Origin of the sequence: Vibrio sp. V08_P9A1T1 (genome assembly GCF_963874405.1) — a bacterium.
GTDB classification, from domain to species: domain Bacteria; phylum Pseudomonadota; class Gammaproteobacteria; order Enterobacterales; family Vibrionaceae; genus Vibrio; species Vibrio anguillarum.
On record NZ_CAWNIB010000265.1, the window covers coordinates 1 to 19,563 of the forward strand.

19 protein-coding genes are annotated in these 19,563 nt (G+C 46.9%); 13 read left to right on the forward strand and 6 right to left on the reverse strand.

Going from position 1 to position 19,563, the window contains the following annotated elements:
* Nucleotides 1-164: 164 nt before the first annotated feature.
* Nucleotides 165-650 carry a 5-(carboxyamino)imidazole ribonucleotide mutase gene (gene purE, locus AACT21_RS12275; protein ID WP_010319910.1) on the forward strand — a complete coding sequence of 162 codons (486 nt, stop codon included), beginning with the start codon at nucleotides 165-167 and terminating at the stop codon, nucleotides 648-650.
* A 4-nt stretch (nucleotides 651-654) separates the two neighbouring features.
* Entirely contained in the window at nucleotides 655-1,794 is a 1,140-nt protein-coding gene (locus AACT21_RS12280) for a 5-(carboxyamino)imidazole ribonucleotide synthase (RefSeq protein ID WP_088731356.1), read from the forward strand.
* 57 nt (nucleotides 1,795-1,851) lie between these two features.
* Here AACT21_RS12280 and AACT21_RS12285 read toward each other — a convergent pair whose 3' ends face one another.
* Genes AACT21_RS12285 through AACT21_RS12300 form a run of 4 tightly spaced genes read right to left on the reverse strand, consistent with a single transcriptional unit; the run spans nucleotide 1,852 to nucleotide 5,185 of the window.
* Complete coding sequence (locus AACT21_RS12285; RefSeq protein WP_176430218.1) at nucleotides 1,852-2,439, reverse strand: DNA topoisomerase family protein; 588 nt, start codon at nucleotides 2,437-2,439, stop codon at nucleotides 1,852-1,854.
* Nucleotides 2,440-2,466: 27 nt separating this feature from the next.
* Nucleotides 2,467-2,943 (reverse strand): DUF494 family protein, encoded by a 477-nt coding sequence (locus AACT21_RS12290; RefSeq protein ID WP_013855530.1) that lies wholly within the window; start codon nucleotides 2,941-2,943, stop codon nucleotides 2,467-2,469.
* A 2-nt stretch (nucleotides 2,944-2,945) separates the two neighbouring features.
* Nucleotides 2,946-4,055: a DNA-processing protein DprA gene (gene dprA, locus AACT21_RS12295; RefSeq protein WP_017048702.1), complete on the reverse strand. Its 1,110-nt coding sequence runs from the start codon at nucleotides 4,053-4,055 to the stop codon at nucleotides 2,946-2,948.
* Complete coding sequence (locus AACT21_RS12300) at nucleotides 4,055-5,185, reverse strand: LysM peptidoglycan-binding domain-containing protein (protein ID WP_094164261.1); 1,131 nt, start codon at nucleotides 5,183-5,185, stop codon at nucleotides 4,055-4,057. Before AACT21_RS12300 ends, dprA begins: the two co-directional genes overlap by 1 nt.
* A gap of 140 nt (nucleotides 5,186-5,325) precedes the next feature.
* On the opposite strand from AACT21_RS12300, the gene def reads away from it, so the two are divergent.
* The 6 genes from def to AACT21_RS12330 all read left to right on the forward strand — a co-directional run bounded on the left by def (nucleotide 5,326) and on the right by AACT21_RS12330 (nucleotide 11,595).
* Nucleotides 5,326-5,835, forward strand: a complete 510-nt coding sequence (gene def / locus AACT21_RS12305) for a peptide deformylase (protein WP_038148727.1) — start codon at nucleotides 5,326-5,328, stop codon at nucleotides 5,833-5,835.
* 16 nt (nucleotides 5,836-5,851) lie between these two features.
* The gene (gene fmt / locus AACT21_RS12310; RefSeq protein WP_088720691.1) at nucleotides 5,852-6,799 is read left to right on the forward strand and encodes a methionyl-tRNA formyltransferase; all 948 of its coding nucleotides are present in this window, start codon (nucleotides 5,852-5,854) and stop codon (nucleotides 6,797-6,799) included.
* A 59-nt stretch (nucleotides 6,800-6,858) separates the two neighbouring features.
* The gene (rsmB, locus tag AACT21_RS12315) at nucleotides 6,859-8,139 is read left to right on the forward strand and encodes a 16S rRNA (cytosine(967)-C(5))-methyltransferase RsmB (protein WP_094164262.1); all 1,281 of its coding nucleotides are present in this window, start codon (nucleotides 6,859-6,861) and stop codon (nucleotides 8,137-8,139) included.
* 74 nt (nucleotides 8,140-8,213) lie between these two features.
* Nucleotides 8,214-9,590 (forward strand): Trk system potassium transporter TrkA, encoded by a 1,377-nt coding sequence (trkA, locus tag AACT21_RS12320; RefSeq protein WP_026027554.1) that lies wholly within the window; start codon nucleotides 8,214-8,216, stop codon nucleotides 9,588-9,590.
* Between the two features lie 12 nt (nucleotides 9,591-9,602).
* Nucleotides 9,603-11,048, forward strand: a complete 1,446-nt coding sequence (locus AACT21_RS12325; RefSeq protein WP_017043680.1) for a TrkH family potassium uptake protein — start codon at nucleotides 9,603-9,605, stop codon at nucleotides 11,046-11,048.
* A gap of 1 nt (nucleotide 11,049) precedes the next feature.
* Nucleotides 11,050-11,595 (forward strand): DUF3157 family protein, encoded by a 546-nt coding sequence (locus AACT21_RS12330; protein WP_094164263.1) that lies wholly within the window; start codon nucleotides 11,050-11,052, stop codon nucleotides 11,593-11,595.
* On the opposite strand, the gene trhA is transcribed toward AACT21_RS12330, so the two are convergent.
* Nucleotides 11,592-12,251 (reverse strand): PAQR family membrane homeostasis protein TrhA, encoded by a 660-nt coding sequence (gene trhA / locus AACT21_RS12335; RefSeq protein WP_088720688.1) that lies wholly within the window; start codon nucleotides 12,249-12,251, stop codon nucleotides 11,592-11,594. The two genes, AACT21_RS12330 and trhA, sit on opposite strands and share 4 nt — an antisense overlap.
* A 707-nt stretch (nucleotides 12,252-12,958) precedes the next feature.
* Here trhA and AACT21_RS12340 point away from each other — a divergent pair.
* The 5 genes from AACT21_RS12340 to AACT21_RS12360 all read left to right on the forward strand — a co-directional run bounded on the left by AACT21_RS12340 (nucleotide 12,959) and on the right by AACT21_RS12360 (nucleotide 17,770).
* Complete coding sequence (locus AACT21_RS12340) at nucleotides 12,959-13,225, forward strand: YihD family protein (RefSeq protein ID WP_029189868.1); 267 nt, start codon at nucleotides 12,959-12,961, stop codon at nucleotides 13,223-13,225.
* Between the two features lie 269 nt (nucleotides 13,226-13,494).
* On the forward strand, nucleotides 13,495-14,913 hold the full coding sequence (ccoG, locus tag AACT21_RS12345; protein ID WP_017046352.1) for a cytochrome c oxidase accessory protein CcoG: 1,419 nt from the start codon (nucleotides 13,495-13,497) through the stop codon (nucleotides 14,911-14,913).
* A 46-nt stretch (nucleotides 14,914-14,959) separates the two neighbouring features.
* Nucleotides 14,960-15,946 carry a serine/threonine protein kinase gene (locus tag AACT21_RS12350; RefSeq protein WP_026028515.1) on the forward strand — a complete coding sequence of 329 codons (987 nt, stop codon included), beginning with the start codon at nucleotides 14,960-14,962 and terminating at the stop codon, nucleotides 15,944-15,946.
* A 30-nt stretch (nucleotides 15,947-15,976) separates the two neighbouring features.
* Nucleotides 15,977-16,576, forward strand: a complete 600-nt coding sequence (locus tag AACT21_RS12355; RefSeq protein ID WP_026028316.1) for a thiol:disulfide interchange protein DsbA/DsbL — start codon at nucleotides 15,977-15,979, stop codon at nucleotides 16,574-16,576.
* A 234-nt stretch (nucleotides 16,577-16,810) separates the two neighbouring features.
* Nucleotides 16,811-17,770, forward strand: a complete 960-nt coding sequence (locus tag AACT21_RS12360; RefSeq protein ID WP_094164264.1) for a DUF2860 domain-containing protein — start codon at nucleotides 16,811-16,813, stop codon at nucleotides 17,768-17,770.
* A gap of 5 nt (nucleotides 17,771-17,775) precedes the next feature.
* On the opposite strand, the gene AACT21_RS12365 is transcribed toward AACT21_RS12360, so the two are convergent.
* Nucleotides 17,776-19,299, reverse strand: coding sequence for a YifB family Mg chelatase-like AAA ATPase (locus AACT21_RS12365; protein ID WP_094123863.1), 1,524 nt, complete (start codon nucleotides 19,297-19,299; stop codon nucleotides 17,776-17,778).
* Nucleotides 19,300-19,563: the final 264 nt, after the last annotated feature.

Here is a 19,563-nt window from a genome sequence, read left to right on the forward strand (position 1 = left end):
TAAGTGTACAAACTTCGTTGAAAACTGGCTAAAGCTATTTGTTTATAAAATGTATCAATTGCACAATTAAGCTGACGCAAACGTTTTCCTAAGGAAAAAATACTCGTATAATGCGCGCAAATTATCCCGCTCACCCCATTTTTAGAAGTATTAAGGAGTTTGAGATGAAAGTCGGAATTATCATGGGTTCAAAATCCGATTGGCCCACAATGAAGCTAGCTGCTGACATGTTGGATCAATTTGGTGTGGCATACGAAACCAAAGTTGTCTCTGCTCACCGCACACCTCAACTTCTTGCCGATTACGCCACCAGCGCAAGAGAACGCGGCCTTAAAGTCATCATAGCTGGCGCAGGCGGAGCCGCACACCTGCCGGGCATGACGGCAGCGTTTACTAGCTTGCCGGTACTTGGCGTTCCCGTTCAGTCAAAGGCACTCAAAGGGATGGACTCTTTACTCTCGATTGTGCAAATGCCAAAAGGGATTGCGGTGGGCACCTTAGCTATTGGAGAAGCAGGCGCGGCCAATGCTGGGCTGCTTGCCGCGCAAATCATCGGCACCAGTGATGAGGCCGTCATGGCAAAAGTGGAAGCATTTCGTTTAGCACAAACTGAAGCGGTGTTGAGCCACCCTAACCCTGCAGAGGATTGATACTATGCACGTTTTAGTCTTGGGCGCTGGGCAACTGGCACGCATGATGGCTCTGGCTGGCGCTCCGCTGAACATTCAAATCTCCGCTTTTGATGTGGGCAGCGGTAACATCGTCCATCCTTTGACATTACACATCACTGGTCATGGTTTAGACAATGCGATCAAACAAGCGGATGTCATTACCGCTGAATTTGAGCATATTCCCCATGAAATCCTCACTGTTTGTGAGCAAAGTGGTAAGTTTCTTCCTAGCGTCGAAGCCATTAAAGCCGGAGGCGATCGCCGTCTTGAAAAAGCGCTACTCGATGAAGCCAACGCAAAAAATGCCCAATACTTTGTGATTAATACTCGTGAAGATTTAGATGCCGCGATAACCAACATCGGCCTACCTATAGTTCTAAAAAGTGCACTGGGTGGCTATGACGGAAAGGGTCAATGGCGTTTAAAAGAAGCTTCACAAGCAGAGCTCATTTGGCCAGAAATGGAAGCCTGTATCCAAGCCACTCCGACTCAAGCGATAGTGGCAGAGCAGTTTGTCCCCTTTGATCGTGAAGTCTCGTTAGTCGGCGCGCGTGCCAAAGATGGCAGCATCGCGGTTTACCCGCTGGCAGAAAATGTGCACATCAACGGTGTACTAAGTTTATCAACGGCGATAGATGACCCAGCCTTGCAAGAGCAAGCACTGTCGATGTTTACCTCGGTTGCCGCTCGTCTCAATTATGTCGGTGTGCTAGCGCTCGAGTTTTTTGATGTGCAGGGAACATTGTTGGTGAATGAAATTGCACCACGAGTCCATAACTCTGGTCACTGGACACAGCAAGGCGCAGAAACCTGTCAATTTGAGAATCACCTTCGCGCAGTATGTGGCTTACCTTTAGGCAGCACGAAGTTACTTCGCCCAACCGCGATGATTAATATTTTGGGTGAGGACAATTTACCAGAAGCCGTGATGGCGATTGAAGGCTGCCACATTCATTGGTATGGCAAAGAGAAACGTGCTGGGCGCAAAATGGGCCATATTAATGTCAGTGCAGATTACAACGCGCAGTTGCAACGAACGCTCTGTTGCTTGGCTGAAGTGCTTGATGCGACAACGTATCCAGCCTTGCACCATTTTGTTCAAGCGCTCAAGCCGACGATCTAAAATAAACCTAATTGACGATAAATATGGATAAAAAATGGCACGTTCAATGTGCCATTTTCATATGCGGTCGCTTTGCTCTGTGGCGGATTGAATATGACCACATTTTCGATCAGCACATTGCAGCTTGATACCACTGGCGAGTTTTTTCTCTATCAATAATCCAAACCCACATTTTTCGCATTTACCGGCAACAGGTTGCTGATTAACGGCAAACTTGCATTTAGGGTAATTATCGCAAGCATGAAAAGTTTTACCATGGCGCGTTTTTCGCTCCACTAAATGGCCTTTCAAACATTCAGGACAAAGCTGTTTTGACTGAGGAACATTGTCTGCAGGGGAATCTGTATCTTGGATATGGTGGCAATGCGGATAATGACTACACCCGATAAACATGCCATAACGACCTTGGCGTAACACTAATTCATGGCCACACTCTGGGCATGGCACACCCAACTCCTTAACGATATGACCATCATTTTGCTGCAGCGGCTTAATATAGTCACAATTGGGATAATGGTTACAGCCTAAAAACAGCCCATGCTTACCCCGACGAAGCTGTAATTGGCCACCACATTGCGGACAAGGCTCATGCTGCAGCGCTTGTCCATGCGCAGAAAAAAGGGGGGACTCGGTTTTACGACTCATAATGCTCAACTAAACGAACGGCTGCAATCAATGCAAAATACCTTGATCTTTGGTGTATAGCAGCTCTTCCATAAGCGTGTAAGCATTTTCATTTCCCGGTACATTAAATAGCACCATCAAAATGATCCACTTTAAGTCATCCAATTCAAATTCATTGGTTTCTAAACCCATCACTCGATCAATCACCATTTCACGAATTTCAGGAGTTAATACTTTCACTTGTTCAAGGAACAATAAAAAACCTCGGCTTTCAAGATCCAGCCTGTCCATCTCTTGTGCTGTGTACATCCGCATCGAAGTCGCAGCACTGGTTGCCATCGCTGAATGAGCATCGGTTTGTTGCAATGCCGCAAGCTCTTCTAACCAATTCAGGGCCTTATAGATATCTTTCTGGTGAAAACCGGCTCGAAGCAATTCATCTTCAAGCTCATCTTGATCGACTTGCAAATCTACATCGCTATGGACGTAGGTTTCAAATAGATACATCAATATATCCATCATCATAGCTAACCCTTCCCCTTACGAATATAGCCGCCAGAAACGGCAACAACATGACCTGAAAGCTCAAGTTCTAAAAGCTGCATCATGACTTCATGGACAGGTATATGGGTCCTGCTCGCAAGAATATCAACAGGCGTAGCCTCTACTCCTACGTTAGCTAACAGTTCAGCAAATGGCAATTGCTGATCGCTCTGTACAGAAAATAAATCAGGTTGAGGCTGCTTTTGGCGCAATGACCAGTCTACTAAGGTGCCGATTTCAGATAATACTTGTTCACTGTTTTGCACCAAGCACGCCCCACAACGAATAAGTTGATTACTACCGTGGCAATTTGGGTTAGCAATGGAGCCCGGAATAACAAACACATCTCGCCCTTGCTCAGCCGCATAGCGCGCCGTGATCAACGAGCCACTTTTCTCCGCCGCTTCCACCACTAAAACACCAACCGCTAACCCGCTGATAATACGATTTCGCCGCGGAAAGTTATCCGGCCTTGGTTTGGCTTTGGGACGAAATTCCGAGACTAATGCTCCGCTTTCCATCACCCGTTGTGCTAATTTTTTATGTCGCGCTGGGTAAATAGATTCAAGGCCCGAACCGAGCACGGCTATCGTCTCACCACCCGCTTGCAACGCACCGTCATGAGCATGTCCATCAATACCTAATGCCAAACCACTGGTGACAAGTAAGCCCTGTTGCACAAATTCTCGCGCAAACTGATGAGCAACTCGTTGGCCATCAGGGCTCGCATTACGACTGCCGACGATCGCCATTTGCGGATCAGAGAGTGCTGTTATTCGTCCTTTGACAAATAAAACCGGAGGTGCGGTAGCAATTTCTTTTAGTAACGAAGGGTAACCATCGCAAAATGGAGTAAGGATGTGATGAGACTCATTAGCTTGCTGCCAACTTAAACATTCTTCAACTTCTTGAGGGGCCGTCTCGCGCAGATAACGGATTTGATCTTGAACTAGACCCAACGCGGCTAACTCCCGCTCGGAATAGTCAATTAAATGAGCAAGAGAAGCGACGCTAGCAAGACGAGAAAGTTTCTTGCCACCCAATTTTGGCACAAAGCTGAATGCTAGCCACGCCGCTAATTCGTTCTGCTCCATCAGCTTGCAGTATCATCCTTAACCATCGAATCCGTATCGGCTTGTTCATTTAGCTCGATTGTTAGCTCTGGTTTGAGCGGTGAAACCGCGATTACACTTTTACCAATCGGCACGAGGCTATCGGTAATCAAAGCCAAGCTAAAATATTCATAAGGTCGAATGACCATCAAACTGCCCACCAAGCTGCTTGGTAATTGCAGGGTTTCATCAAGGTTCTGTTGGTGCTGTCCTTTTTTTCCAGACACTTTAGAACCGGCTTGAATCAAATCAAACATCGTCCCTTGACGCAGTTGATCTGCAAGGCCTTTATCGATCACAACTACCTGATTCTGCGCCGAATACTCACTACCCTCCAACGATCCTAGGATATGCGTTTCAGCTTGTAGTCGCGATGGCGATGGGAAAAAAGTAGTTGAAAGCGTTAAGGTTTCGACGCCCACTTCAGGCAGGGCAATATCATTGACTCTTATCTCTTGTTGCTGTGCGGTGATGGTTAGCCCGCTAAAAGCCTCATCAGCGGAGACCAATTCACCAGTAGCAATCAAACGCAAAGCAACCATGGTTTTATTTTTCGCGGCGGCATCACGACGAGAAAACTCAGCGATTTCACGATAAATACCCCATTTGGGGTGAGTCTGTTGCCCGCTTATGTAGAGCGTATCTTGCGCCGTCAGGTATTGTTTACCGTCGCTGGCACCGAGCACACGCTGGCTTTCTTGTAATGTTTGCTTATCCAGTAAGCGATCCGTATGCAGATACGGCAACACTAATCCCTCTTGCACCGTCGGAACCGCTTTTTTCTCAAGCACACGCACTTTCGGACTCAACTTGACCATAGGTTTTAAACTCAACACCGGCTGTCCGTTACGCCAGACTAAGGTCAGCTTATCGCCGGGATAAATCAAATGCGGGTTATCGATCTCTGGGTTAATTTGCCATAAACGTGGCCACAACCACGGGTTATCAAGATAGAGCGCAGAAATATCCCACAAGGTATCTCCTTTGACGACCGTGTATGTCTGCGGGGCATTTGCTTTGACGGTGAGCGCCATATCCTCCGCCGCCAACGCATTAACGACCAATGACAACGGTAAAAAAACACACACTAAATAACGAATAAATCGTGACATGACCTCTGTTCCTTGGCCGAAATAAGTAAGGATGAATCAGATTATTAACATTTGGATGCTGTCATTTGGGTCATAAAATGTCTAGAATTGAGCCAACAAGCTTTAAGCTGTTTCGGCACAGTTCAATATTTCGAGTGTATATGTCTGTATTACAAGTATTAACATTCCCAGATGATCGTCTTCGTACCGTGGCAAAACCGGTAGAGAAAGTGACACCTGAGATCCAAAAAATCGTCGATGACATGATTGAGACTATGTACGACGAGGACGGTATCGGCCTTGCCGCAACGCAAGTCGATATTCACCAACGCATCGTTGTGATCGATATTTCAGAGAGTCGCGACCAGCCAATGGTTCTGATTAACCCTGAAATCTTAGAGAAACGCGGTGAAGATGGCATTGAAGAAGGCTGTCTGTCGGTCCCGGGCTCACGCGCCCTTGTTCCTCGCGCAGCAGAAGTCACAGTCAAAGCGTTAGATCGTGATGGCAACGAATTCTCATTTGAAGCGGATGACCTTTTAGCCATTTGTGTTCAACACGAGCTTGATCACTTACAAGGCAAATTGTTTGTGGATTACCTTTCGCCATTAAAGCGTAAGCGTATTAGAGATAAGCTAGAGAAAATCAAACGCTATAACGAAAAAAACTAACTTAAGTGAGGTTACCTTGAGCCAATCATTACGCATTGTGTTTGCAGGTACTCCGGACTTCGCCGCCCGTCATTTGGCGGCGTTGTTGTCTTCGGAGCATGAGGTTATCGCGGTGTACACTAAACCAGATAGCCCGGCAGGACGCGGTAAAAAACTGACCGCCAGTCCAGTGAAACAGATGGCCGTTGAGCACAATATTGCTGTGTATCAACCAGAGAACTTTAAGAGCGACGAAGCCAAGCAAGCGCTCGCCGATCTCAACGCAGATTTAATGGTAGTGGTCGCCTACGGATTACTGCTACCGAAGGCCGTACTTGATATGCCAAGGCTTGGCTGTATTAACGTACACGGTTCCATTCTGCCACGGTGGCGTGGTGCCGCACCGATCCAACGCTCGATCTGGGCGGGAGACAGTGAAACGGGTGTAACCATCATGCAAATGGATGTCGGCCTAGATACGGGCGATATGCTCAAAATTGCTAAGCTGCCGATTGAGGCAACAGACACCAGCGCTTCTATGTATGACAAACTGGCCGAGTTAGGCCCACAAGCGTTGGTAGAATGCATCGCCGATATCGCCAGTGGCAAAGCGATTGCCACTCAACAAGATGATACATTGGCCAACTACGCACAAAAACTTAGCAAAGAAGAAGCCAAAATCGATTGGTCAGCGGATGCTGCTTTTATTGAACGCTGCGTGCGCGCTTTCAATCCATGGCCAATGAGCCATTTTGATGTGGCTGAGAACAGCATTAAAGTGTGGCAAAGTCGCGTTGAAGCACAAACCAGCGACCACCCTGCAGGCACGATTGTTCAAGCCGATAAATCGGGTATTTATGTGGCAACCGGCAACGGCTTACTGGTGCTTGAGCAGTTGCAGGTGCCGGGCAAAAAAGCGATGTCAGTGCAAGACATTCTCAATTCGCGCGCAAGCTGGTTTGAAGTCGGCACACAACTTAGCTAAACCTTAACGAGGGCAGAGATGCCCTCATTGATTTTCATTTATTTAAAGTCGGTACTTCTATGAATGTTCGCGCAGCTGCGGCTAACGTGTTGTTTCAAGTGGTTGATAAAGGCCACTCACTTTCTCACGCACTTCCTGCGGCGCAAAAAACTATCCGCCCAAGAGACCATGCTCTGTTGCAAGAGATCTGCTACGGGGCTTTGCGTTATTTGCCTCGTTTGGAATCAATTGCCAATGAGCTAATGGACAACCCACTGAAAGGGAAAAAGCGGGTTTTTCACCATCTTATTTTAGTTGGTATCTACCAATTGAGCTTTATGCGCATTCCCGCTCACGCCGCAGTAGCCGAGACGGTTGAAGGCACCAAAACATTGCGCGGTGAAAATTTAGGTGGGCTAATCAACGCCGTATTGCGCAGCTACTTGCGCGATCAAGAAGCACTGGACGCTATCGCCGTTAGCCACAACGCAGGCAAATATGGCCACCCAAGTTGGCTACTTAAACTGTTACAACAAGCGTACCCAGAACAGTGGGAAACGGTTGTGCAAGCGAACAATCAAAAAGCGCCAATGTGGTTGCGCGTCAACCGTCAGCACCACACTCGTGATGAATATCTTGCACTACTAGCTAGCGAAAATATCGAGTGCAGCGTGCACTCTCACGCCGCCGAGGCAATAAAACTCGCTGTACCTTGCGATGTAACGCTTTTACCCGGTTTTGATCGTGGTTGGGTATCGGTGCAAGATGCCGCTGCGCAGCTAGCGATTGACTACCTTCAACCTAAAGCAGGCGAGCTGATTTTAGATTGCTGCGCCGCCCCAGGGGGTAAAACCGCGCACATCCTGGAGCACACACACGATACTGAAGTGGTTGCGATTGACAGCGATGCAACCCGCCTTGAGCGCGTCTATGACAACTTAGAACGCCTGCAACTTCGCGCTGATGTGATCTGCGGTGATGCTCGTTACCCTGAAGAGTGGTGGCATGGCGAACAGTTTGACCGAATTTTATTAGATGCACCTTGCTCTGCCACTGGGGTTATTCGCCGTCATCCAGACATCAAATGGCTACGTCGTGGTAGCGATATTGAGGCATTGGCTCAATTACAAAGCGAAATACTGGACGCAATGTGGAAGCAATTAAAAGTCGGTGGCACTATGGTTTACGCAACCTGCTCGATCACTCCACAAGAAAACAGCTTGCAGGTCAAAGCCTTCTTAGAACGAACTCATAACGCTCAATTAGTGGGTTCCGATCGTGAGCAGCCGGGGCGTCAGATACTCCCCGGAGAAGAAGATATGGACGGTTTTTACTACGCAGTATTAACCAAACAAGCGTAAATTCGACGCACATTGGCAGCATTATTGCTGCCTTTTCAGTGGCCGATATTCGGCAGGTAGAAAGAGAACAGAGTATGAAAATCATTATTCTTGGTGCAGGTCAGGTCGGTGGCACACTGGCCGAAAACTTGGTCGGCGAGAACAATGACATCACCATTGTCGACAAAAATAGTGACCGCTTGCGCGAGCTGCAAGACAAGTACGATTTGCGGGTGATTCATGGCCACGCCAGCCACCCTGATGTACTGCGTGAAGCGGGCGCACAGGACGCGGACATGCTGGTTGCGGTCACTAATACCGACGAAACCAACATGGCGGCATGCCAGGTGGCGTTCTCTTTGTTTAATACGCCCAACCGAATTGCGCGTATTCGTTCTCCTGAATATCTGCTTGAAAAAGAGACTTTGTTTCAGTCAGGCGCGATCCCGGTGGATCACCTCATCGCTCCTGAAGAGCTAGTGACGAGCTATATTGAACGGTTGATCCAATACCCCGGCGCACTGCAAGTAGTGAGTTTTGCCGAAGAAAAAGTAAGTCTAGTGGCCGTGAAAGCCTACTACGGCGGGCCATTGGTGGGTAATGCTCTTTCAGCGCTACGTGAACACATGCCGCACATTGATACCCGCGTCGCGGCCATTTTCCGCCAAGGTCGGCCGATTCGCCCGCAAGGCACCACCATTATTGAAGCTGACGATGAAGTGTTCTTCGTGGCAGCCAGTAATCATATTCGCTCGGTCATGAGTGAGCTACAGCGGCTGGAAAAAACCTATCGTCGTATCATGATTGTTGGCGGGGGTAACATTGGGGCAAGCTTAGCCAAACGTTTAGAGCACAGCTACAGCGTTAAACTGATTGAGCGTAATTACCCACGTGCAGAGCAGTTATCGGAAGAGTTAGAAAACACCATAGTATTTTGTGGTGATGCGGCGGACCAAGAGCTGCTAGCCGAAGAGAACATCGACCAAGTTGATGTATTTATTGCACTCACCAACGAAGATGAAACCAACATCATGTCCGCCATGCTCGCCAAGCGTATGGGCGCGAAAAAAGTGATGGTACTTATCCAGCGTGGCGCGTATGTCGACCTCGTACAAGGCGGCGTGATTGATGTCGCGATTTCACCCCAACAAGCCACCATTTCCGCACTGCTGACTCACGTACGTCGTGCCGATATCGTTAACGTCTCTTCGCTACGACGTGGCGCGGCAGAGGCGATTGAAGCAATTGCACATGGCGACCAAAACACCTCTAAAGTGGTGGGACGCGCAGTGGGTGATATTAAACTGCCACCGGGCACAACCATTGGCGCGATTGTGCGTGGTGAAGAAGTGTTAATCGCCCATGACCGCACTATTATCGAGCAAGATGATCACGTGGTGATGTTCTTAGTGGATAAAAAGTACGTGCCCGATGTGGAAGCCTTGTTCCAACCTAGCCCATTTTTCCTATAGGTCATTGGCGTCATGCTGAATTTACGCCCCATTTCATTCGTTATAGGACTCGTGCTATCTAAGCTCGCCCTATTTATGTATGTGCCGACACTGGTCGCTTTTTTTACCGGTACGGGTGGCTTCCTTGATTTTGCTCAAGCGGTCATCATCACTCATATTGTCGCCTTTATCTGCTTAAGCTTGGGGCGTACCGCGCACTTTAAGCTCAGCGTGCGCGATATGTTTCTCATCACCAGCTTAGTGTGGACGGTTGCCAGCGCTTTCGCGGCGCTCCCTTTCGTCTTTATCAACCACATCAGCTTTACCGACGCCTACTTTGAAACCATGTCAGGGTTAACCACTACAGGTTCAACCGTGCTCAGTGGTCTTGATAATATGCCGCCCAGCATCTTGTTGTGGCGTTCTATTCTGCAATGGCTTGGTGGGGTTGGGTTTATCGTAATGGCGGTAGCGGTATTACCAATGCTCAATGTGGGTGGGATGAAATTGTTCCAAACCGAATCGTCTGATTGGTCCGATAAAAGTAGCCCACGCGCCAAAACTGTCGCGAAAAATATTGTGCTGGTCTATTTGGTACTGACCTTACTGTGCTTGATTGGCTACATCCTCACTGGCATGACGCTTTTTGAAGCGATCAACCACTCATTCACCACCTTGTCGACTGGTGGATATTCCACCTCCGACGGTTCGATGAACCACTTCTCAAACGGTGCACATTGGGTAGCAACGCTGTTTATGTTTTTGGGGGGCTTGCCCTTTCTACTGTTTGTCGCTGCGGCCCGAAAACAAAATATCAAAGTGATCATAAAAGACGCACAAGTTCGCGGATTTGCTTATCTTTTCCTAATTGCCAGTCTCATCATTGCGTTGTGGCTGAATCTCAAACTAGGCTACTACTGGTTGGACGCTCTGCGAGTGGCGATGTTTAATATCGTTTCAGTGGTCACGACTACTGGTTTTGGTTTGGAAGATTTCACCGCCTGGGGCGCACTGCCAAGCACGCTGTTCATCTTCTTAATGGCAGCAGGAGCTTGTTCCGGCTCAACCTCTGGTGGGATTAAAGTGTTCCGCTTCCAAATTGCGATGACGCTGCTCAATAAACAAATTATGAAGTTGGTCCATCCATCAGGCATCTTCGTACAGCGCTATAATCATCGTCCGGTTAATGATGATATTGTCCGCTCAGTCGTCGCTTTTGGTTTAACCTTTTTCATCACTGTCATTGCTATCGCAGGCGCGCTCAGTGCAATGGGCCTTGACCCTGTCACCAGCATTTCAGGTTCCATCACAGCAGTGGCCAACGTTGGTCCCGGAATGGGCTCGGTGATTGGTCCAACGGGCAACTTCGCACCACTGCCTGACGCAGCAAAGTGGGTTCTGAGCTTAGGGATGTTGATGGGGCGTTTAGAAATTTTGACGATTATCGTTCTGTTTTTTCCTGCATTTTGGCGACGTTAAGATGAAGACAATACCTGTGATAATGATGCTGTTAAGCATGACAGCAAGCGCAGCATCTTGCGCGCAAGTTCTGACCTTAGAAGATGGCCGCCAAGTGAAACTCAATGATGATTTCACATGGCAATATGTTGAACCACAATCAATGTCGCCGGAAACCGTCATTCACGCGGCCCCTATTGCTCAAAAAGCCCGAGCAACCACCTTTGAGATGGGGAGTGAAAAACCGATTTTACAACTGTCAGATTCTGGAGTGGAAGTGGTACTCGGCGCGGCTTACTACCAAGGAGATACACTCGTTATCCCAACAGCCATCACCAATCAAAGCTCGCAATCTGTCATTGCGGTAGTGCTCAGCATCACTCTTTATGACGAGCAAGGTCAACCACTGCTCACTCAGCAGTTACCCATTTGGCAATCCATTAAACGGATGGCTGATAGCTATTTACGCCCACAAACTCAAGCGCAAGGAAAGCCGATTACCCTTCAGGTTGATCGCCAGCAAGGCTATCAAATTTCGGCCAACATTGAGCGGGTCGAAATGCGTTAAGCACTTACTGGGTGAACAAAAAGGTAAACCGCAAAAAAGTGACAAGCACTGCCACCTAGCACGAATAAATGCCAAATCGCATGGTTATAGGGAATGCGTTTCGCTACATAAAAAATCACCCCGAGCGAATAGACCAAACCACCAACAGCAAGTAGCACCAAACCACCGACCTCGATATTGAGAGCCAGTTGGTAGATCACAACCAAGGATAACCACCCCATCGCCAAATAAGTCACTAGTGAGAACTTTTTAAAACGATAGACAAAGGCAATTTTCATGATGATACCGAGCAGCGCCAGCAGCCAGATCACCACCATAAGACCTATCGCCAAAGGAGTGCGAAGGCTAACCAACAAAAAGGGTGTGTAACTTCCGGCAATCAGTAGATAAATGGCACAGTGGTCGAACGTTTTTAGCCAGCGTTTGGCTTTCGGTGTCGCAACGGAGTGATACAGCGTTGAAGCAAGGAATAACGCTATCATGCTGCCACCATAGAGACTCATGCTGATATAAGTCAATGCATCGGCCTGCGCACTTGTTGCCTTGATCAGCAGCAAGACTAAACCAACAAAACTAAGCAATAGCCCCAAACCATGACTCAGTGCATTCGCCCGTTCTTCACCAGCACCATAGCCGTCATTGTCAACAGCAGACATAAACACCATACCAAAAGCAACAAAATGTGGGCTTAGTATTACACACTTCAGCTTACAGTTGTAAGCCTAAATGCAGGTTTCGTAACGAACGGGTATCAAGGAGAGCGATAAATCGCGAGTTTTTGTAAACGACATAGGTACCTCCTATTTAACAAAACGCGATATAATACCGATCAGATGACAAACTCAACCAAGCATCTCACACAATTTTAAGCTTTATTTGCAAGAATATTCATCTCAACAATCGTTCAACTATCGATCAATTCAAAACTTGGTGCTAATCTAACTACGATATGAAAGCATATCGTTATTCCTGAATCATTATTTGGATTGGCGAGAGCCAGAAGAGCCACCCTTCAATTATGAAGCTCAACTCATGGTGATTCAGGCCATTAGATTGGCAATGGATGTGCCTGACCGTTAGGTTAATGAATGCGCCCAACAGCTGTCAGGTTTTCGCACACAAACCGTAGTGCAATGCGTCGTCGTAGTGGTTTTGCTGCTGCTCCGACTGCAAAAAAAGTCGCTCCAGCAATGACTTTAGTTGAAAAAAATGCCCTTACTGCATCGAGCACAACTAATGTTGTTCAGGCAGCATAATTAAAAAGCGCAGCTAAACCCTGCGCTTTTTCTTTGCGCTCAATTGGACTTCAATCCGCAATTTGATACCTTTACTCAAAATACTTATAAAAATTGGGGAAAAGAGAATGCAATGTCATCGAATTGAAGAGCTAATTGAACTACTTGCGCCTGAATGGCAAAAAGATCAGCAGCTCAACTTAATGCAATTCATCACCAAACTGGCTCAAGAAGCGGGTTATAAAGGACCATTAGAAGCGCTTACAGATGATGTATTGATCTACCATCTAAAAATGCGCAACAGCGCCAAAGACGAAATGATTCCTGGCCTGAAGAAAGATCAGGAAGATGATTTTAAAACAGCCATTTTACGCGCGCGTGGCATCATAAAATGATGTAGCCCCTGTGATAATGATCAAGATAGCGGCCTTATTAGGTCGCTTTTTTATTATTAGCGATAAGCCTCACGAGTTGAGGCTTTATTGTTAAAGGTTGATAGTGTTAAAGAAATAAAATTGTTATTGGCGTTATACTTGCCGCTTAATAAATAAAGATTGAACAATGATAATTTCTCATCTTGGTATTGTACCCAAAGAGAAAACAGCAATGTCGCAGAGTGTGAACTAAAAGAAATCACACCTTACAGCCCAACAAGGATCATTTCATGAGTCAGGACAAAATCGATATAAAGGATGTGACTCCTAAAATATTCAACCCCAAAACTCACAAAGGCAACGGTGACCGTTTTAACCCCAGCAACCGTATTTATGTGCGCGAAAGTAAAGGTACTTATCAACAACTCCGCCGCTATGGTGGCTGGTTTTTACTGCTGCTTTTTACTTTAGTACCGTGGATCTCTTACGGTGATCGCCAAGCGATTTTGCTCGACATCGGCCACCAGCAATTTAACTTTTTCGGCACCACACTTTACCCACAAGACCTAACTCTACTGGCCCTGTTGTTTATGATTGCGGCATTCGGCCTGTTTTTTATTACCACTTTTCTTGGCCGTGTCTGGTGTGGCTATCTGTGCCCGCAAACTGTGTGGACATTTATCTACATTTGGTTTGAAGAAAAACTCGAAGGCGCCGCCAATAAACGCCGCAAGCAAGACTCAGGAAAACTCACAGCTAATCTTGCTATAAGAAAAGCCATCAAACACATTGCTTGGCTGGCGATTGCACTCGGTACTGGTTTTACTTTTGTCGGCTATTTCGTCCCAGTACGCGAACTCGTGGTGAATTTTTTCACACTCGATGAAAGTTTCTGGCCCGTCTTCTGGGTACTCTTTTTCACCCTTTGTACTTACGGAAATGCAGGCTGGATGCGTTCGATCGTCTGCATCCATATGTGTCCTTATGCTCGCTTTCAGTCTGCGATGTTTGACAAAGATACCTTTATTGTTGGCTATGACAGCAAACGCGGTGAAACTCGCGGGCCACGCGCTCGTAAAGCCGATCACAAAGCACTCGGTTTAGGTGACTGCATTGATTGTGATTTGTGCGTACAAGTGTGTCCGACTGGCATAGATATTCGTGATGGCTTGCAGTACGAATGCATTAACTGCGGTGCTTGTATTGATGCGTGCGATACCACGATGGAACGTATGGGCTATGAAAAAGGGCTCATTAGCTATACCACAGAACACCGCCTCTCCGGCCACCACACCAAAATACTCAGGCCTAAATTGCTCGGTTATGGCACGGTACTGCTGGTGATGTTTGGCTTATTCATCGCTCAAGTAGCTAGTGTTGATCCGGTCGGTTTAAGTGTATTGCGTGATAGAAACCAGCTATTTAAAACCAACAGCAATGGTGAAATTGAGAACACTTACACCTTGAAAGTCATCAACAAAACTCAGCAAACGCAAGAGTATAAGCTTGACGTGAAAGGGCTATCGGACGTCTCTTGGTATGGTAAACAAACTATCCAAGTCAAACCAGGAGAGGTATTGAACCTACCAACCAGCCTTGGCGTCGCTCCTGACAAACTCAGCTCTCCTATAGCGACGATTCAGTTTATACTCACGGACAGTAACCAATTCACGATAGAAGTTGAGAGCCGGTTTATTAATAAACTCTAACTTCGTAACGAATGGAAAAGGGCTCAGTAATGGGCCCTTTTTAATCATGACCAAAGCTTCTTTCCATTTTGATGCACTCACCCCTGATACCATGTGGTATGCCTTAGAAAGCATCGGCATTCGTGCTGAATCAGGATTTCTGGCACTCAACAGTTACGAAAACCGCGTTTATCAATTCATCGATGAAGAACGCCAACGCTATGTGGTGAAATTCTATCGACCTCAGCGCTGGAGTGTTGAGCAAATTCAAGAGGAGCACGATTTCACACGCGAGCTGTACGCGGCGGAAATTCCGATTGCTGAGCCATTACTCATCAACGGTGCAACCTTACATCACTATCAGGGCTATCATTTCGCGCTATTTAACAGTGTGGGTGGGCGGCAGTTTGAAGTGGACAATATGGACCAATTAGAAGGCGTGGGCCGGTTTCTTGGACGCATTCATCACATCAGTGCCACTCGTACTTTTGTTCATCGCCCGACCATCAGCTTAGATGAGTATCTTTATCAACCCAAACAGTTATTGGAAAATGCGTCCTTCATACCTCAGCACTTGCAAAATACCTTTTTCAGTGACTTATCGTTATTGATCAACAAAATTGAACAGCAATGGCCAGCAAAATCCGCGGCCATCCGCTTGCATGGTGATTGCCATCCAGGCAATATTTTGTGGCGAGATGGGCCCATGTTTGTCGATTTAGACGATGCTCGCAATGGACCAGCAGTACAGGATTTGTGGATGCTACTCAATGGCGAATTGCAAGATAAGCGAATGCAGTTGGACATTATCTTAGAGTCGTATCAAGAGTTTCACGATTTTAATCCAGCCGAATTGAAACTAATTGAACCGTTACGCGGTCTACGAATGGTGCATTACATGGCATGGTTGGCCAAACGATGGCAGGACCCTGCTTTTCCACTCGCCTTCCCTTGGTTTAATGACCCTAAATATTGGGAAAGCCAAGTGCTTGCGTTTAAAGAACAAATAGCAGCATTAGACGAGCCTACGCTCTCACTAATGCCACAATGGTAAGTCACCTTGAAGCAATAAATGGAGTACACAATGAAGAAGCTTTTTGCACTGGTTGCAACCTTACTGCTGAGCTTATCGGCTCATGCAGCCCAATTTAAAGAAGGTGAGCATTATAAAGTGCTTGATCTTGAACCCTCTAAAAATCCAACCGTGACGGAGTTTTTCTCCTTTTACTGCCCACACTGCAATACCTTTGAGCCGATCATCGCCCAACTGAAAAAGCAGCTCCCACAAGGGGTTACTCTGCAGAAAAACCATGTTTCTTTTATGGGTGGCTCTATGGGTAAATCAATGAGTAAAGCTTACGCCACCATGCTTGCCCTCAAAGTTGAAGACAAAATGGTGCCCGTGATGTTTAACCGCATCCACACGATGCGTAAACCACCAAGAGATGATGCGGATCTACGCCAAATCTTCCTAGACGAAGGTATTGATGCAGCAAAATTTGATGCCGCCTTTAATGGTTTTGCCGTCGATTCAATGGTGCGCCGCTTTGACAAACAGTTCCAAGAAAGCGGCCTTTCAGGTGTGCCTGCTGTCGTAGTTAACAATCATTATTTGGTGCAGGGACAAGGTGTTAAATCGACCAATGAATACTTCGAACTGGTCAATTACCTACTGACCAAGTAATCATTCCAAAATGAGGAGCACAACGGCTCCTCATTTTTACTGAATTAAGTTCAACCTTGCAGCGCTTTCTCATATAACCAATATTGAAACACAAGCCATCACAGCACAAAACTGTGTATGCCTAAGACAAGGCTCACCCTTCATTCATAAAACGGTCAGATTAGTTTTATCGTGTCGTCATCCAAGTTTATTCATATACTTAACCACTATTGAATCAAAGTATGGAAACTCCTAATGAATAAATACCTGTCCATGACGCTTGTTAGCGCTCTGGCTTTTCATGTATCTGCCGAACTGGCTCCAGAAACAGGTTTAAGTGGTGAGATTGCCATTAATACTATTTTTGCATCTTCCCAATCATCATTTGATACGGGTGGAGATGAGCGTATTACATCACTCGAAACAAAGAGTAGCCGGCAGTCAAACTTTGCCGTTGGGCCTTTGGGTAACCTTGCTTACACCTTCGGGGACAAACGTCAACAACAGGTTTATCTAGGCACCTCACGTGATGATATTGCCGTCGGCACTTTAGCGCTTCAGTTGGGGTATCAATATGAGATGGAGACAGGTACCGTGGTTGATGTGGCTTTTTTGCCGACCGTGATGTCTGGAAAAACCTGGGCCAATCCTTACCAACTAAACAGTCAGCGCCAAGAAACCGATGAGTCAGGAAATGCCTACCGATTAACATTCAATAGTATTCAAGGCAGCCCATGGACTATCGATGTCGCTTACGCGACCAAAGAGATCGACAACGATCAGTTTCCAAGCCCTGAACTGGCTCGTGATGGTAAAAGTTACTACCTAAAAGGCCAGTACCGTTACACTCTGAGCCCAACCAGTTTGTTACAGCCCTCCATCACTTATATCAACCACCAAGCGGATGGCGACGCCAATACTCATCACTCTTACGCCGCCGATCTCTCCTACTTCACGTTTATCAATCGCCATAAACTGGCGCTGACCGCTGGTTATACCAAGCGCGACTATCAAGGTGGAAATTCACTGTTTAATCACACTGTGCGTAATGACGATGAACTGAGCCTATTCTTCGCGTACGAATACAGCCAATTTATGGATTGGGATGATTGGTCATTAATCGCTTTAGCCGGTTATAACCAATCGAGCTCAAACCTCTCGTTTTACGACGAATCGTCTCTCTTTACAGCGCTAGGGTTAAATTACCAATTTTAAGTTCATTACACCGCTTGTGCGGTCAGTTGTTTCAACAAGCGGTCCATCGCTCGATAGCCGAGTGCTTCCGCTAGATGGGGCTTAGCAATCTGCTCGGCCCCTTCTAAATCAGCAATCGTACGCGCCACTTTGATAATGCGATGATACGCGCGGATGGAGAGCCCTAGGCGGTGCAGTGCATTTTCCAAAAATTCGGCGTCAGCCTTAGTTAAAGGGCAATACTGTTCAATTTCTCGGCTCCCCAACAAAGCATTAACCTTGCCATTACGAATCACCATCCGTTCACGAGCAATCAACACTCTTTCTTTAACCACAGCCGTTGCTTCACCTCTTTCGCCGCCATTTGCCAGCATTCCTTTGGGAAGCGAGGGGATTTCAATCGACATGTCAAAGCGATCAAGCAGTGGCCCCGATAAGCGTCCCAAATAGCGCAAAATACTCTGCGGGTTGGCTCTGGCTTGCGTGCCTTCGTAATAGCCGGTTGGGCTGGGGTTCAACGCCCCCACTAATTGAAAGCGAGCTGGAAAACGCGTTTTGCCTTGCGCTCTTGAAATAATAATTTCACCTGACTCTAATGGCTCACGCAATGAGTCGAGCACTTTTCGTTCAAATTCCGGCATTTCATCAAGAAACAATAACCCATTGTGTGCCAAAGAAATTTCCCCCGGCCTCGGAATAGAACCGCCACCGACCAGCGCCGCCATTGAACTGGAATGATGCGGCGAGCGAAATGGCCTTTGCTTCCAGTTGTGCTGGTTAATGTCTTGTGGAGTCAGAGAAGCAACCGACGCGGTTTCCATCGCTTCATCCTCATTCATTTCTGGTAATAAATCACACAACCGAGAGGCAAGCATGGTTTTACCCGTTCCGGGTGGACCGAGAAAAAGCAGGTTATGGTTGCCCGCGGCTGCGATTTCTAACGCTCGCTTTCCTTGCTGTTGACCAATGATATCTTGCAGATCGCGAGTACTTTTCGCTTGGCACGGTTTAGGTTCGGTTTGAAAAAGAGAGAGGGTTTGCTGGCCACACAAATCAGCACACACCTCAAGCAGCGTTTGCGCCGATTTATGCTGATCCTTTGCCACTAACGCGGCTTGATCACCATTACCATGAGGCACCACCAAACAGCGCTTGGCTCGATTCGCAGCTAAAGCGGCGGGTAATACACCTTTAACAGGACGCAACTCACCAGATAAGGCTAATTCACCAATAAACTCATACCCATCTAACTTCGTTAGCGCTATCTGCTGTGAGGCCGCCAAAATACCCAACGCGATCGGTAAATCAAATCGACCACCCTCTTTGGGGAGATCCGCAGGGGCTAGATTGACCGTAATACGCTTGGCGGGAAACTCAAAGCGGGAATTAATGATAGCGCTGCGCACGCGATCACGAGACTCTTTGACCGTCGTTTCTGGCAAGCCGACCAACGTAAAACCGGGCATACCATTGCTAATATGTACTTCAACTGTCACTGTCGGTGCTTGCACGCCAACACTGGCTCGGCTGTGAATAATTGCGAGTCCCATTTCATTCCTTCGTGGTTGTTTAAAAAGTGTTCGTTCTGTTTCTGCGCCCTTATTTGCACACGAGAGATTGTTATATAGCTTGTTGTGATGCTGAAAGAATGTGAAAAAAGAATGAGTTTTTGCTTGTCATTTAACGGAATTGTGTGTTACCACTAGAGACGCAAACAATTTCGTAAGATATTACGACAACTATTTTAAGAATTAAGTGATGAATTTGAACGCTCACATTAACCTACTGCTAAGCCTGATTATCGTGGTCATTAT